Here is a 14,475-nt window from a genome sequence, read left to right on the forward strand (position 1 = left end):
AGAAAGAGGACAGCCTGTGAAAGCCCGATCCGATGAGCTACAGATCTTCGTCAACGTGATTGAGTGCGGCTCGATTTCGGCGGCGGCGGAGCAGGTCGGGCAGACGCCGTCGGCGGTCAGCCGCACCTTGTCGCGCCTGGAAGCCAAGCTCGACACCACGCTGATCAACCGCACCACGCGGCGCATGGACCTGACCGAGGAGGGCAAGTACTTCTTCGAACAGGCCAAGGTGATCCTGGCGCAGATGGATGATCTGGAGGAGCGCTTGTCGTCGCGCCAGAAGAAACCGGCGGGGCGCTTGCGCATCAACGCCGCGGTGCCGTTCATGCTGCATGGGATCGTGCCGTACATCGCCGAGTTTCGCGGGCTGTACCCAGAGATCCAGCTGGAGTTGAACAGCGATGACTTGATCATCGACCTGTTGGAGCAGAGCACCGACATTGCGATTCGCATCGGCGCGCTGGCCGATTCCACCCTGCATGCGCGGTCCCTGGGCTGCACCCCGCTGCATATCCTCGCCAGCCCCGCTTACCTCAAGCAGTACGGCACGCCGACCACGGTCGCCGAGTTGGCCGAGCACACCTTGCTCGGCTTCACCCAGACCGAGACGCTCAACCACTGGCCGTTGCGCCACGTGGCGGGTGACCGCTGGCTGATCGAGCCCGGCATTGCCGCGTCCAGCGGTGAAACCGTGCGCCAACTGGCGCTCGAAGGGCAGGGCATTGGCTGCCTGTCGAACTTCATGACCAGCGACGACATCGACGCCGGGCGCCTGGTGCCGCTGCTGGAAGCCTTCAACAGCGGTTATCGCCAGCCGATCCACGCGGTGTTTTACCGCAACTCGCAACTGGCCTTGCGCATCCAATGCTTCCTGGACTTTATCCAGGCCAAGCTGGCGCGGTACGCCTGCTGATTCGTGACCTGCGCGCAAGATTGAATTGGGCAACACGGTCTTATTCGCCAGGGATGGGGGCTTGATACTGGGCCCATCACTTACTCAGTCAGGAGAGACCTCCATGAACGTATTCGTTACCGGCGCCGCCGGATTTATCGGCGGCTCCATCGCCACCGGCCTGGTCAAGGCCGGCCACCATGTGACGGGCCTGGTGCGCAGCGCCGAGCAAGCCGCCGAGATGACGGCCCTGGGCATCACCCCGGTCATCGGCACCCTGGATGACCGTGCGGTGTTGACCGAACAGGCCAGGCAGGCCGACGCGGTGATCAACGCCGCCAGCAGCGACCATCGCGCGGCGGTGGAAACGCTGTTGGCCGCCTTGAAAGGTTCGAACAAACCGTTCCTGCACACCAGTGGTTCGAGCATCGTCGGCGATGCATCGGGCGGCAAGGCCAGCGATGTCATCTACGTCGAAGACCACCTGCCGGAACCGACCGTCGACAAGGCCGCACGTGTCGCCATCGACAACCTGATCCTGGCAGCCGCCCAAGACGGGGTGAACTCGGCGGTGATCTGCAACACCCTGATCTACGGCCACAGCCTGGGCGTGAAGCGCGACAGCGTGCAACTGCCGCGCTTGCTCAAGCAGGCGCGCAAGAGCGGGGTGGTGCGCCATGTCGGCACGGGGCAGAACATCTGGTCCAATGTGCATATCGAGGACGTGGTCGCGCTCTATCTGCTGGCGCTGGAGAAGAATGTGCCGGGCACGTTCTACTTCGTGGAAAGCGGTGAAGCGGCGTTCATCGACATGACCACCGCCATCGCCGAAGCCCTGAACCTGGGCAAGCCGCAGGACTGGCCGTTGGCCGCCGCAGAAGCCGAATGGGGCTATGAAATGGCCAACTACGGCCTGGGTTCCAACAGCCGGGTGCGCGGCAAGCATGCCCGTGAATTGTTGGGGTGGGCGCCCAAGCGCACATCGGTGGTGGAGTGGATTCGCCGCGAAATGGTCTGATGTCGGCGTGAGACCGTGGTGCACCCTTCGCGGGCAAGCCCACTCCCACATTTGACGGTGTTCACACCTCGATAACGGGTGCACCGATCAAACCATGGGAGTGGGCTTGCCCGCGAACGGGGCATCCCGGTCAATCTGCCCTGACGCTTCACTGGCCCCACCGCCCGCATTTCCGTACCATTCCCTGCCTTATTCCCCGCAATGCCCGGTACCTCATGAACCTCACCCGTCTTCGCGCCGACGCCCTGGCCGGCCTCACCACGTCTTTTGCCTTGCTGCCCGAGTGCATCGCCTTTGCCCTGGTGGCGCATCTCAACCCGCTGATGGGGCTCTACGGCGCGTTCATCATCTGCACCCTCACGGCATTGTTCGGCGGGCGGCCGGGGATGGTCTCTGGCGCCGCAGGGTCGATGGCGGTGGTGATCGTCGCGCTGGTGGTGCAACACGGGGTGGAGTATTTGCTCGCGACGGTGCTGCTGGGCGGGCTGATCATGCTGGTCTTCGGCCTGCTGCGCCTGGGCAAGCTGGTGCGGATGGTGCCGCACCCGGTGATGCTGGGGTTCGTCAACGGCCTGGCGATCATCATCGCCCTGGCGCAGTTGGAGCATTTCAAGAGCGGTGATACCTGGCTCAGCGGCACGCCGCTGTATGTGATGAGCGGCCTGGTGCTGGTGACCATGGCCATTGTCTACCTGTTGCCGCGCCTGACCCGTGCCGTGCCGCCCGCCCTGGTGGCGATCCTCGGCGTGGGCCTGGCGGTGTACCTGCTGGGCTTGCCGACGCGCACGCTGGGCGACATGGCCCACATCGCCGGTGGCCTGCCGAGCTTCGCACTGCCGCAGATCCCCTGGAGCCTGGATACCCTCGGCATCATCGCGCCCTACGCGTTTCTGATGGCAATGGTCGGCCTGCTGGAAACCCTGTTGACCCTCAACCTCACCGACGAAATCACCGAGAGCCGCGGCTACCCCGACCGCGAAAGCATGGCCCTGGGCGCGGCGAATATGGTCTCGGGCCTGTTCGGCGGCATGGGCGGTTGCGCGATGATCGGGCAAACCGTGATCAACCTCAGCTCCGGCGGGCGCGGGCGTTTGTCCGGGGTCTTGGCTGGGGTGATGATCCTGTTGTTCATTCTGTTTCTGTCACCGCTGATCGAGCGCATCCCGCTGGCGGCGCTGGTCGGGGTGATGTTCGTGGTGTCGCAGCAGACCTTCGCCTGGGCGTCGCTGCGGGTGATCAACAAGGTGCCGCTCAATGACGTGCTGGTGATCATTGCGGTGACCGTGATCACCGTGTTCACCGACCTGGCCACGGCGGTGCTCTGCGGGATCGTGATCGCGGCGCTGAACTTCGCCTGGCAACAGGCGCGTGAACTGTACGCCGATGAATATCTGGAAGCGGACGGCAGCAAACTCTACCGCGTGCATGGCACGTTGTTCTTTGCCTCGACCACGCCGTTTTTGAATCAATTCGACCCGGCCAACGACCCGGCCGCGGTGACGCTGGATTGCCGCCACCTGAGCGTTGTCGACTACTCCGCGATTGCCGCGCTGATGACCTTGCGCGAGCGTTACAGCAAGGCCGGCAAGCATCTGCGCGTGCTGCATTTGTCCGAGCGCTGCAAGAAGCTGCTCAAGCGCGCCAAGGTCCATCACGACTGACCGCAACCCCTGTAGGAGCGAGCTTGCTCGCGAAAAACCCGAGAGCGCCACGTCTATCCAGGCAACACGCGTCATCGTTGACGATTTTCGCGAGCAAGTTCGCTCCTACGGGAGGGCGAGGGTTTTCATTCATTACGGCCCGACCAGGTCTTCCAGTTCCTGGGCGCGGGTCTGGGTCATGTCCAGCACACAGGCGGAGCCGTTGACCTGATCGATGCTGCCGCCGGTGGCACTGCCGGCAAAGGCGCAATTGGCGTCGCGGTATTTGATCCACAGGCGCTGCACGTCCTGCAATTGCTGCTTGCGCGCGCCTTCCTGGGCGGCGAGGGCGGTCTGGTAGGCGGTGTTCAGGCGTTTGTCCTGCACCTTGGCCTGCTGGGTGTTGCACTTGACCATGTCCACGGTCGTGTTGGCGCTGTCCATGCATTTCTTCAGTGCGGCGTTGTCGGCGGCCGACGCGCTGCCGCACAGGGCGAGCAGCAGGGCGCAGGCGGTGAGAGAGGTGCGGGTCATGATCGAGTGTCCTGGATGTTCGTGGGGGCGCATTTTAAGACTCAAGCGTGCGCGTTGAGTTTCCGGTCTTTTCTGAATTTGATGTAAGAACACCCCCCGAATTTTCATGCGCGGCCGTTGGGCATGTCCCAACGCGACAGCGCTTATCTGTGGGCGAAAATTACTTTCATAAAAATTGAAAATGCTCCTCGGTAATGATTTATGAGTTTCACAACCAATTCGACGTGACCCTTTCCGAGGAGTACCGCATGGCCGCATCACCGGGCTTCGGGCTATTGGCATACGCCGCCATCGCCATCATTGCTTTGATCGTGCTGATTGCACGTTACCGACTCAACCCGTTTATCGTCATCACCCTGGTGTCCATCGGCCTGGCGCTGATGGCCGGGATGCCGGCGGACACCATCATGGGCTCTTACGAAGCGGGCGTCGGCAAAACCCTGGGGCATATCGCCCTGGTGGTCGCGCTGGGCACCATGCTCGGCAAGATGATGGCTGAATCCGGCGGCGCCGAGCAGGTGGCGCGCACGCTGATCAACCGGTTCGGCGAGCGCAACGCCCATTGGGCGATGGTGTGCATTGCCTTTCTGGTGGGGCTGCCGCTGTTTTTCGAGGTCGGTTTTGTGTTGCTGGTGCCGATCGCCTTTACCGTGGCGCGGCGTGTGGGGGTGTCGATCCTGATGGTCGGCTTGCCGATGGTTGCCGGCCTGTCGGTGGTGCATGCGCTGGTGCCGCCGCACCCAGCGGCGATGATGGCGGTGCTGGCGTATAACGCCTCGGTCGGGCAGACCGTGCTCTATGCGATTTTGATCGGCATTCCCACGGCGATCATCGCCGGCCCGCTGTACGCCAAGTTCATCGTGCCGCGCATTCACCTGCCGGCGGAAAACCCGCTGGAGCGCCAGTTCATCGAGCGCGAGCCACGCAGCCGTTTGCCGAGTTTCGCCCTGACCATGGGCACCATTCTGTTACCGGTGGTGCTGATGATGATCGGCGGCTGGGCCAATCTGATTTCCACGCCCGGCAGCGGTTTCAACCAGTTCCTGTTGTTTATCGGCAACTCGGTGATCGCGCTGCTGGTGGCGACCCTGGTGAGTTTCTGGACCCTCGGCCTGGCGCAGGGTTTCAACCGCGAGTCGATCCTCAAGTTCACCAACGAATGCCTGGCGCCGACCGCGAGTATCACCTTGCTGGTGGGCGCGGGCGGCGGGTTGAACCGGATTCTGGTGGACGCCGGCGTGACCAACGAAATCCTCGGCCTGGCCCACGCGTTCAACCTGTCGCCGCTGGTGATGGGCTGGTTGTTCGCCGCGTTGATGCGTATCGCCACCGGCTCGGCCACCGTGGCCATGACCACCGCTTCCGGGGTGGTTGCGCCGGTTGCGCTGGGCCTGGGTTATCCACACCCTGAATTGCTGGTGCTGGCGACCGGGGCGGGTTCGGTGATCTTTTCCCACGTCAACGACGGCGGCTTCTGGCTGATCAAGGAATACTTCAATATGACTGTGATCCAGACCTTCAAGACCTGGACCGTGTTGGAGACCCTGATTTCGCTGGTCGCCTTCGGTCTGACGTATGGTCTGTCCTGCGTCCTGTAACCCGGAGCCTCCATGGACATCCTCTACCAGATCCGCGCCCGCCAGGCGTCTTTCAGTGCCGGCGAAGGGCGTATCGCCAAGCTGATGCTCGATGACGTGGGCTTTGCCGCGTCGGCCAGCCTGGAGGCGTTGTCCCAACGCGCCGAGGTCAGCACCGCCACGTTGTCGCGGTTTGCGCGCAGCGTCGGGTGCCGGGATTTGCGCGACTTGCGCCTGCAACTGGCCCAGGCCAGTGGCGTGGGCAGCCGCTTCCTCGACCCGGCGGGCAAGCCTGAGCAGTCGGGGTTTCATCGGCAGATTCTCGGCGATATCGAAGCGACGTTGCGCCGGCACCTGTCGGGGTTCGATCAGGCCGGCTTCGTCGATGCGGTCAGCCTGCTGGGCAAGGCGCGGATGATCCACGCGTTCGGCATGGGCGGCCCGTCGAGCCTGTGCAGCGAGGAGTTGCAAGTGCGTCTGGTGCGCCTGGGCTATCCGATTGCCGCCTGCCATGACCCGGTGATGATGCGCGTCACGGCGGCGACGCTGGGGCCCGAGCAGGCGCTGATCGTCTGTTCGCTCAGCGGCCTCACCCCGGAGTTGCTGGACGTGGTGGCCCTGGCGCGCAACTACGACACGCCCATCGTCGCCATCACCCTGGCCGCTTCACCCCTGGCCGGGCTGGCGGATGTGGTGCTGGCGCTGCAACCGGCCGAAACCAGCTTCATCTACAAACCCACGGCGGCGCGCTACGGCATGCTGCTGGCCATCGACCTGCTCGCCACCGAGCTGGCGCTGGCCATGCCGGACGACAACCAGGAACGCCTGCGCCGCATCAAGCTGGCCCTCGACGACTATCGCGGTGGGCCCGACAGCCTGCCACTGGGAGACTGATATGCAGTACGACACGCTGATCCGCCAGGCGCTGGTCATGGATGGCCGCAACACGCCTGGGTATGTCGCCGATGTGGGGCTGCGCGACGGGCGTATCGAGGCGATCGGCGACTTGTCGGCCGCGCTGGCCACGCAGGTGATCGACGCCCGCGGCCGGGTGTTGGCGCCGGGGTTTATCGATGTACACACCCACGATGACACGGTGGTGATCCGTCAGCCGCAGATGCTGCCCAAGCTCAGCCAGGGGGTGACCACGGTGATTGTCGGCAACTGCGGCATCAGCGCCTCGCCGGTGAGTTTGCGCGGTGAGCCGCCGGACCCGATGAACCTGCTGGGCCCGCGTGAAGCGTTCACCTATCCGCGTTTTGCCGATTACCGCGCCGCCGTGGAACGCGCCCAGCCGGCGGTCAACGTCGCGGCGCTGATCGGCCACACGGCGCTGCGCAGCAACCATATGGACGACCTGCATCGCAGCGCCACTTTCGATGAAATCGCCGCGATGCGCGCGCAGTTGCGCGAAAGCCTGGAGGATGGCGCCCTTGGCTTATCCACCGGCCTGGCCTACGCCAGCGCGTTCAATGCCGAGACCGATGAAGTGCTGCAACTGAGCGAAGAACTGACGGCGTTCGGCGCGGTGTACACCACCCATCTGCGCAGTGAGTTCGAGCCGGTGCTGGCGGCCATGGACGAGGCGTTTCTGATCGGTCGGCATGCTCAGGTGCCGGTGATCATTTCCCACCTCAAATGTGCCGGTGCGGGTAACTGGGGGCGTAGTCCGCAGCTGTTGGCGGCGCTGGAGCAGGCGGCGAAAACCCATCCGGTGGGGTGTGATTGTTACCCCTATGCGGCGAGTTCTTCGACCCTGGATCTCAAGCAAGTCACCGATGCATTTCGCATCACCATCACCTGGTCGACAGCGCACCCGGAAATGGGCGGGCGCGACTTGCAGGCGATCGCCGCCGAGTGGGATGTTTCGCTGATGGACGCGGCCCGTCGCCTGCAACCGGCGGGGGCGGTGTATTACGGCATGGACGAAGCGGATGTGCGCCGTATCCTCGCGCATCCGCTGTCGATGGTCGGGTCGGATGGGTTGCCCGAAGATCCGTTCCCGCATCCGCGCTTGTGGGGCGCGTTTCCACGGGTGTTGGGCCACTTCAGTCGGGACGTCGGGCTGTTCCCGCTGCACACGGCGGTGCATAAGATGACCGGCTTGTCGGCGGCGCGATTCGGCTTGTCGGAGCGGGGCGAAATCTGTGTAGGGCACTGGGCCGACTTGGTGCTGTTCGATCCGCTGCGCGTGCGCGATGTGGCGGATTTCAAGGCGCCGCAGCAGGCGGCAGAAGGGATTGATGGCGTGTGGGTCAACGGCGTGTTGAGCTACAGCGACGGGCAGCCGAATGGTCAGCGGCCGGGGCGGTTCCTGGCGCGCAGTGGGGATTTGCGGGCTGGGTTTTCGACTCTATAGTGGGCGCTCTTACACACGGAGCGGTTGCCATGCACTTAGGAAAAGTCACCCCCATCCTGCGGATTTTCGACGAGGCCAAGGCGTTGGAGTTTTATGTCGACTTCCTTGGGTTCAAGGTCGATTGGCAGCATCGCTTCGAGGCGAATTTTCCGTTGTACCTGCAGGTGTCGTTGGGTGAGTGCGTGCTGCATTTGTCCGAGCACCATGGCGATGCATCGCCGGGTGCGGCGGTGCGGATTCAGGCGCAGGGTGTAGACGCCTATCAGCAGCAATTGCAGGGCAAGGACTATCGTTTTGCCAAGCCAGGCGTTGAAGAAATGCCCTGGGGTTCGCGGGAGATGAGCATCCACGATCCGTTTGGCAATCGGCTGGTGTTTGTCGAGGAAGGCGAGGGCTGAGGGGTAAATCGCAGGCAATAAAAAACCGCCTTAGTAGGGCGGTTTTTTTGTGCAAACCCGGTTTGCGGCTGGGGTTGCGATCTCACAGGAAGCACTGACGTGTTGGCGATACTACTGCCGCTTCGGGGCTTTATGCAAGGCCTGACGATAGGTGGTCTTTTACTTGAGCCCCGCAAAAAACAGCAACAACTTTTAAGGGGAATTGGCCGTTGCTTGTCACACCTTGGCGTAGGGGACTGAGCTAGTATCGCCCTCGTTCTGCGTTCATCGTGAGGTAGGTTGGCTGGGTTCGCGCGCAAATTTTGGACCGACTGCCACGGGCTAGTAATCCGTGCCGGATTCATGCAAGAGGACCATAAACCCAGCCGCCTCACAGGAGCACTGACGTGCATCCAAAGGCTCACATGTTCCGGTAAGTGCGCTGGAGGTAAGGCCCAACTCATGGAGGGCCGAGTATGTCTAAGTTTGCACGACGTGCGTGGAACCTCGTCATGAATGCCTTGCGTGTTTATCACGCATGGACATTCCTGCGAGACAGCTTCGATGACCGCTAAGGTCTGAGAAGTGGAGCCGCCCCGGTGCAGACCGAGGCGGCTTTTTGGTTTTTACACCCGGAAGTGGCTGACCATCTGCTGCAACTGGCTGCCCAAGCGCGCCAGTTCCACACTCGACTTGGCCGTCTCGTCACTCGCGGTGGCGGTCTGTTCCGACACGTCACGCACGTTGATGATGCTGCGGCTGATTTCTTCGGCCACGGCGCTTTGCTCTTCGGCTGCCGCTGCGATCTGCTGGTTCATCGACTGGATGTTCGACACCGTGCGGGTGATGTTTTCCAGGGATACGCCGGCCTTGCGCGTCAGTTCGACGCTGCTGTCGGTGAGGCTGCGGCTGTTGTTCATCACCGCGGCCACCTGCTGGGTGCCGTTCTGCAAGCCGGCCACCAGGCCTTCGATTTCTTCGGTGGATTTCTGCGTGCGCTGGGCCAGGCCACGCACTTCGTCGGCGACGACGGCAAAGCCGCGACCGGCTTCACCGGCACGCGCTGCTTCAATCGCGGCGTTGAGCGCGAGCAGGTTGGTCTGCTCGGCCACGGCCTTGATCACGTCCATCACGCTGCCGATTTTGTTGCTCTCTTGTTGCAGATGGCTCATGGCGTCGGTGGAGCGCGCCACTTCGGCGGCCAGGCGTTCGATCTGGGCGATGGCTTCGGCCACCACCTTGTCGCCTGCGCGGGCTTGGCCATCGGCATCGGCAGCGGCCCGGGAGGCTTGCTCGGCGTTGCGTGCGACTTCCTGCACGGTGGCGGTCATTTCGTGCATGGCGGTGGCGACTTGATCGGTTTCGATCTTCTGGCTGTTCACCCCGGCGCTGGTTTGTTCGGTCACGGCCGACAACTCTTCGGCGGCGCTGGCGATCTGGGTTACGCCATCGCGAATACCGCTGATCAACTCGCGCAGGGTCGTGCCCATGCGCTGGATGCCTTGTTGCAGTACGCCCAGCTCATCGCGGCGGGTGACCTGGATATTGTGGCTCAGGTCGCCGGAGGCAATGCGTTCGACCACGGCCAGGGTTTCCTGGATCGGGCGTGTGATCTGGCGGGTGATCACCAGTGCCGCGACGATGCCGACCAGTAACGCGAGCAGCGTGCTGATCAATTGCAGGCTGCGGGCTTGGGCGCTTTCGGCGTCGCGGCGGGCGAGCTGGATGTCGTAGAGCTTATCGCTGATGGTGACGATATCCGCCCCTTGGGTGGTCATTTCGGCGCGCGCGGCGACGATATTGGCGTTAGCCGCCTTGTAGTTCTGCACTGCACTGCGATAGGCGCCGAGCGCGCTTTCCAGGGCGCTGAGCGCGACCTGTTGGCTGCCGCCGAACGCCGCGCCGAGGCCTTTCAAGCCGTTGATGGCTTTTTCGATCTGGGCGGCGGCGCGGGCTTCGGTGTCGGCGTTGACGTTGCCGGTGTAGCCGCGCACTTCGTAGCGGGCCAACTGGAACTCTTGTTTGGCATGAGTCACGGCCTGGTACTGGGTGAAGCGCTCGGGGTTGTCGGGCGTCTGCTGCACACTGCTGTCCAGTGCGTCGATCTGGGCGTTGGCGATGTCGGCCTTATCGCCCATGACCTGGCGCGCAGCATTGCCGGTACGGTAGGCCTCACGCATTTTGTTCAGCGATTGCTGATACGCCGTGATGACGGCTTTCTGCTCGTTGAGCAGTTTGACGTTGTCCGGGCTCTTGAAGCTGTCCAGGAGTGTTTGCTGCTGGGCGGCGAAGGCATCCAGGCTGGTTTGTACGTTCTGCGCCACGCTTTCATCGCCGTTGGCCAGCATGTATTGCAGGCGCACGATGCGCAGCTTGGTCAGGGAGGCGTTGAGCTGGGTGATGTCGCTCATCCAGTTGCTACGGTCGATCAGGCCGCCGAGGCTGGTCCAGCCGGTCAGCGCCAGGATCGAGGTGAGGACAAGCACCAGGCCGAAGCCCAGGCCCAGTTTGAGGTTGACGCTGATGTTACCGAACCAGCTGTTCATCGAGTGCTCCGCAAAAATGATGTTTGTCTGCTGGACGGTGTTGTTGTTTGAGCCAGCCAAGGTGTTTAGGCCATATCGGCGGGCGCAGGGGAAACTGAAACGATTAATTAGTCCGCGCGATGTACGGGGCCCTGCATCACCGAGCATCGGCGCCAGGCAGGCATGACGTGGGCGGGGCTCATTCCGCACGCGCATTCTGTGCTAGTCTGCTGGCCCTTTTAGTTCTGGGCGGTGCGGGAAAACCGTGTTTTCAGCGCTGCCCTACAGCGGAGCCTCTTCATGTCCGAAGTTAATCTGTCCACCGACGAAACCCGCGTCAGCTACGGTATCGGCCGTCAGTTGGGCGACCAACTGCGCGACAACCCGCCACCGGGCGTGAGCCTGGACGCAATCCTGGCCGGCCTGACCGACGCGTTCGCCGGCAAGCCAAGCCGTGTTGATCAAGAGCAAATGGCCGCGAGCTTCAAGGTCATCCGCGAAATCATGCAAGCCGAAGCGGCTGCCAAGGCGGAAGCGGCTGCAGGCGAGGGCCTGGCGTTCCTGGCGGAAAACGCCAAGCGTGACGGCATCACCACTCTGGCTTCCGGCCTGCAATTCGAAGTGCTGACTGCCGGTGAAGGCGCCAAGCCGACCCGTGAAGACCAAGTGCGTACTCACTACCACGGCACCCTGATCGACGGCACGGTGTTCGACAGCTCCTACGAGCGCGGCCAGCCTGCGGAATTCCCGGTTGGCGGCGTGATCGCCGGCTGGACCGAAGCCCTGCAACTGATGAATGCCGGCAGCAAATGGCGCCTGTTCGTGCCGAGCGAACTGGCTTACGGCGCTCAAGGCGTTGGCAGCATTCCGCCGCACAGCGTTCTGGTATTCGACGTCGAGCTGCTCGACGTTCTGTAAGACCTGCTTTTGATTACCTGTAGGAACGAGCTTGCTTGCGACAAACGTCAACGATGACGCGAGCATCCTGGATGAACGCGTTGCTTGTGCGTTCTTCGCGAGCAAGCTCGCTCCTACAGGGTTTTGCGCGGTCGCTCATGGGTGAAACTTGCCATTGAGTTCCGTCGCCGGGCGCAATGCTCGGGCATAGCAGAACAGAAACAGGTTGCGCACCACTTCCTTCAGTACACCGGGTTCACTGGAACTCAGGCCATTCACGTCCAGGTCGCCCTGGTCCTGCAGTTCGTTCAGCGCTTCTTCCTCCAGCACCGCACAGACTTCCCCGGTTTCCCGATGGAGGATGCGCAGGTAAGGGTGTGGGCGGTCCAGCCAGGCATCTATCAAATAAGTCATGTCGTTCTCCTTGATGGGTTTCAATGAGAATAATTCTTATTCGTAGAATAGCAAGTGCCTATTGGCGGTTTGCGGATTTTTCTGCGTGGGTCGTGCGAGGGATCAACAGCCAGGGCGAAACGCCATCCCGCGGCGGGCGCGGGATGGAAGCAGCAGGATCAGACCTTGCGGACGAACTCGGACTTGAGTTTCATCGGGCCGATACCGTCGATCTTGCAGTCGATATCGTGGTCGCCGTCGCACAGGCGGATGTTCTTGACCTTGGTGCCGACCTTGACCACCAGGGAGGTGCCCTTGACCTTGAGGTCTTTGATCACGGTGATGGTGTCGCCGTCCTGCAGGACGTTGCCTACAGAGTCTTTCTTCACGGTTTCATCGCTGGCCACTTCGGCCTCGCCAGTGGCGGACCACTCATGGGCGCATTCCGGGCAGATCAGTTGGGCGCCGTCTTCGTAGGTGAATTCGGAATTGCATTTCGGGCAGGGTGGCAACGTGCTCACTAAAGCTCCTTAAAGGTCAGGATGGCTAAAGTCGCACATTATATAGGGAATTGTAGGAAGACAGGGCGCGGTCTTGGATTGGTAATACAAACTAAATGTGGGAGGGGGCTTGCCCCCGATGGCGGTATTTCAGTCTAAGCATAAGTTGACTGATCCACCGCTATCGGGGGCAAGCCCCCTCCCACATTTGGTATTTCTAGTGCGTGCGCGCGACCGCGAACTCGCTCAGCTCGACCAGGGCGTCCCGGTATTCGCTGGCGGGGAGGGCGTCCAGGCACTTGATCGCACGGGCCACGTAGTCACGCGCCAGGTGGGCGGTGTAGTCCAGGGCGCCGGAGGCTTCCACGGCGGCGCGGATGCTTTCCAGGTCTTCGATCCCGCCTTTCTGGATCGCCTTGCGTACCAGGGCCGCCTGTTCCGGCGTGCCTTCGCGCATGGTGTAGATCAGCGGCAAGGTCGGCTTGCCCTCGGCCAGGTCGTCGCCGACGTTCTTGCCCAGGGTCTCGGCGTCGCCACGGTAGTCGAGCAGGTCGTCCACCAGTTGGAACGCCACGCCCAGGTGGTCGCCGAAGGTGCGCAGGGCTTCGGCCTGCTCGGCCGTGGCTTGGCACAGGGCGGCGGCGCTGTGGGTCGAGGCTTCGAAGAGCATCGCGGTTTTGCCGCGAATCACTTCCATGTAGGTTTCTTCGGTGGTGCTGGCGTCACGCACCTTCGACAACTGCAACACTTCGCCTTCGGCGATGATGCGCGTGGCCTGTGAAAGAATCTTCATCACTGGCATCGAGCCCAGTTCGACCATCATTTCGAACGAGCGCGAGTACAGGAAGTCGCCGACCAGCACGCTCGGGGCGTTGCCCCACATCGCGTTGGCGGTCTCGCGACCACGGCGCATGCCGGACATGTCGACCACGTCGTCGTGCAGCAGGGTCGCGGTGTGCAGGAACTCGATGGTGGCGGCCAGCAGGCGCAGGTCATCGCCTTCGCGGCCCAGGGCCTTGCCGCACAGCAACACTAATAAAGGACGCAGGCGTTTACCGCCCGCCGACGTAATGTAGTCGCCAATTTTGGAGACCAGCGGCACTTTAGACGTCAGCTGCTGCTTGATGATGCCGTCGACGGCGCTAAAATCGTCCGCGACCGCGCGGTAGAAAGCTTGGGGTTGCATCAGCGACAGTCGCTCCAGAAGGGTTGCGCGGCATGCTAGGACCCTGACCCCGCAGTGTCAAGGCGCGATAGACGGCCTCTTGCAACGTATCCGCGCCTTGCGTACAATCGCGCACCCTGAACTTCCTGGGCAGCACCTGCCTTACGCAATTGCATTCGGGACGTCCATCCCATGCAGCCATGCCAGCCAATACCTCTTCTTATAAAGCGCTGGGTGAGCAGGATTATCGGAGAAATACCATGTCGTACGCAGTAATTGTTACTGGTGGCAAGCAATACAAGGTCGCCCCAGGTGAATACCTGAAGATCGAAAAACTGGAACTCGCTACCGGCGACTCCGTGACTTTTGATCGCGTTCTGTTGGTCGCCAATGGCGATGACGTGAACATTGGCGCTCCAGTTGTTGCTGGCGCTACCGTTGTGGCTGAAGTGATCTCCCAAGGTCGTCACGATAAAGTCCGCATCATCAAGTTCCGTCGTCGTAAGCACCACATGAAGCGTATGGGCCACCGCCAGTGGTACACCGAGATCAAAATCACCGGTATTCAGGCTTAATTTCAGCCTAATTCCTCACTAGG

14 protein-coding genes and 1 pseudogene are annotated in these 14,475 nt (G+C 62.3%); 9 read left to right on the top strand and 6 right to left on the bottom strand.

The annotated features are described in order from the left end of the window. Window positions 1-16 precede the first annotated feature (16 nt). The 3 genes from ACP7E3_RS10055 (at window position 17) to ACP7E3_RS10065 (ending at window position 3,571) form a co-directional block, all read left to right on the top strand. A complete protein-coding gene (locus ACP7E3_RS10055) occupies window positions 17-913 on the top strand; it encodes a LysR family transcriptional regulator (RefSeq protein WP_017847736.1) in 897 nt (298 codons plus the stop codon). A gap of 103 nt (window positions 914-1,016) precedes the next feature. Beyond that, window positions 1,017-1,910 (top strand): NAD-dependent epimerase/dehydratase family protein, encoded by an 894-nt coding sequence (locus ACP7E3_RS10060; RefSeq protein ID WP_426123020.1) that lies wholly within the window; start codon window positions 1,017-1,019, stop codon window positions 1,908-1,910. 215 nt (window positions 1,911-2,125) lie between these two features. Continuing rightward, window positions 2,126-3,571 carry a SulP family inorganic anion transporter gene (locus tag ACP7E3_RS10065; protein WP_046382084.1) on the top strand — a complete coding sequence of 482 codons (1,446 nt, stop codon included), beginning with the start codon at window positions 2,126-2,128 and terminating at the stop codon, window positions 3,569-3,571. Between the two features lie 132 nt (window positions 3,572-3,703). On the opposite strand, the gene ACP7E3_RS10070 is transcribed toward ACP7E3_RS10065, so the two are convergent. Further along, entirely contained in the window at window positions 3,704-4,084 is a 381-nt protein-coding gene (locus ACP7E3_RS10070; protein WP_017847739.1) for a lysozyme inhibitor LprI family protein, read from the bottom strand. A 248-nt stretch (window positions 4,085-4,332) separates the two neighbouring features. Between ACP7E3_RS10070 and ACP7E3_RS10075 the strand changes: the two genes are divergently transcribed. The 4 genes from ACP7E3_RS10075 to ACP7E3_RS10090 are packed head-to-tail and all read left to right on the top strand — an operon-like array spanning window position 4,333 to window position 8,418. Continuing rightward, entirely contained in the window at window positions 4,333-5,682 is a 1,350-nt protein-coding gene (locus tag ACP7E3_RS10075; RefSeq protein ID WP_198718519.1) for a gluconate:H+ symporter, read from the top strand. Window positions 5,683-5,694: 12 nt separating this feature from the next. Beyond that, window positions 5,695-6,555, top strand: a complete 861-nt coding sequence (locus tag ACP7E3_RS10080; RefSeq protein WP_426123023.1) for a MurR/RpiR family transcriptional regulator — start codon at window positions 5,695-5,697, stop codon at window positions 6,553-6,555. 1 nt (window position 6,556) lies between these two features. After that, complete coding sequence (locus tag ACP7E3_RS10085; RefSeq protein ID WP_426123025.1) at window positions 6,557-8,020, top strand: N-acyl-D-amino-acid deacylase family protein; 1,464 nt, start codon at window positions 6,557-6,559, stop codon at window positions 8,018-8,020. Between the two features lie 29 nt (window positions 8,021-8,049). Further along, the gene (locus ACP7E3_RS10090; protein WP_017847743.1) at window positions 8,050-8,418 is read left to right on the top strand and encodes a glyoxalase superfamily protein; all 369 of its coding nucleotides are present in this window, start codon (window positions 8,050-8,052) and stop codon (window positions 8,416-8,418) included. A gap of 605 nt (window positions 8,419-9,023) precedes the next feature. Here the strand turns inward: ACP7E3_RS10090 and ACP7E3_RS10095 are convergent. After that, window positions 9,024-9,887, bottom strand: a complete 864-nt coding sequence (locus ACP7E3_RS10095) for a methyl-accepting chemotaxis protein (RefSeq protein ID WP_372340286.1) — start codon at window positions 9,885-9,887, stop codon at window positions 9,024-9,026. Then, a pseudogene (locus ACP7E3_RS10100) lies at window positions 9,879-11,138 on the bottom strand (methyl-accepting chemotaxis protein); the annotation flags it as partial. The gene ACP7E3_RS10095 and the pseudogene ACP7E3_RS10100, both read right to left, overlap by 9 nt. Window positions 11,139-11,222: 84 nt before the next feature. Between ACP7E3_RS10100 and ACP7E3_RS10105 the strand changes: the two are divergent. Continuing rightward, complete coding sequence (locus tag ACP7E3_RS10105; RefSeq protein ID WP_017847745.1) at window positions 11,223-11,840, top strand: FKBP-type peptidyl-prolyl cis-trans isomerase; 618 nt, start codon at window positions 11,223-11,225, stop codon at window positions 11,838-11,840. A 135-nt stretch (window positions 11,841-11,975) separates the two neighbouring features. On the opposite strand, the gene ACP7E3_RS10110 is transcribed toward ACP7E3_RS10105, so the two are convergent. From ACP7E3_RS10110 to ACP7E3_RS10120, 3 genes are all read right to left on the bottom strand, one after another. After that, complete coding sequence (locus ACP7E3_RS10110; RefSeq protein ID WP_003194088.1) at window positions 11,976-12,233, bottom strand: hypothetical protein; 258 nt, start codon at window positions 12,231-12,233, stop codon at window positions 11,976-11,978. A 158-nt stretch (window positions 12,234-12,391) separates the two neighbouring features. Beyond that, window positions 12,392-12,733, bottom strand: coding sequence for a zinc ribbon domain-containing protein YjdM (locus ACP7E3_RS10115; protein WP_017847746.1), 342 nt, complete (start codon window positions 12,731-12,733; stop codon window positions 12,392-12,394). A gap of 196 nt (window positions 12,734-12,929) precedes the next feature. Beyond that, entirely contained in the window at window positions 12,930-13,898 is a 969-nt protein-coding gene (locus ACP7E3_RS10120; protein WP_017847747.1) for a polyprenyl synthetase family protein, read from the bottom strand. A 239-nt stretch (window positions 13,899-14,137) separates the two neighbouring features. Here ACP7E3_RS10120 and rplU point away from each other — a divergent pair, with 239 nt between their 5' ends. Beyond that, window positions 14,138-14,452, top strand: a complete 315-nt coding sequence (gene rplU, locus ACP7E3_RS10125; protein WP_017847748.1) for a 50S ribosomal protein L21 — start codon at window positions 14,138-14,140, stop codon at window positions 14,450-14,452. The last annotated feature ends 23 nt before the right edge of the window (window positions 14,453-14,475 follow it).

This window comes from Pseudomonas sp. PSPC2-3 (assembly GCF_049898265.1).
GTDB lineage: Bacteria > Pseudomonadota > Gammaproteobacteria > Pseudomonadales > Pseudomonadaceae > Aquipseudomonas > Aquipseudomonas veronii.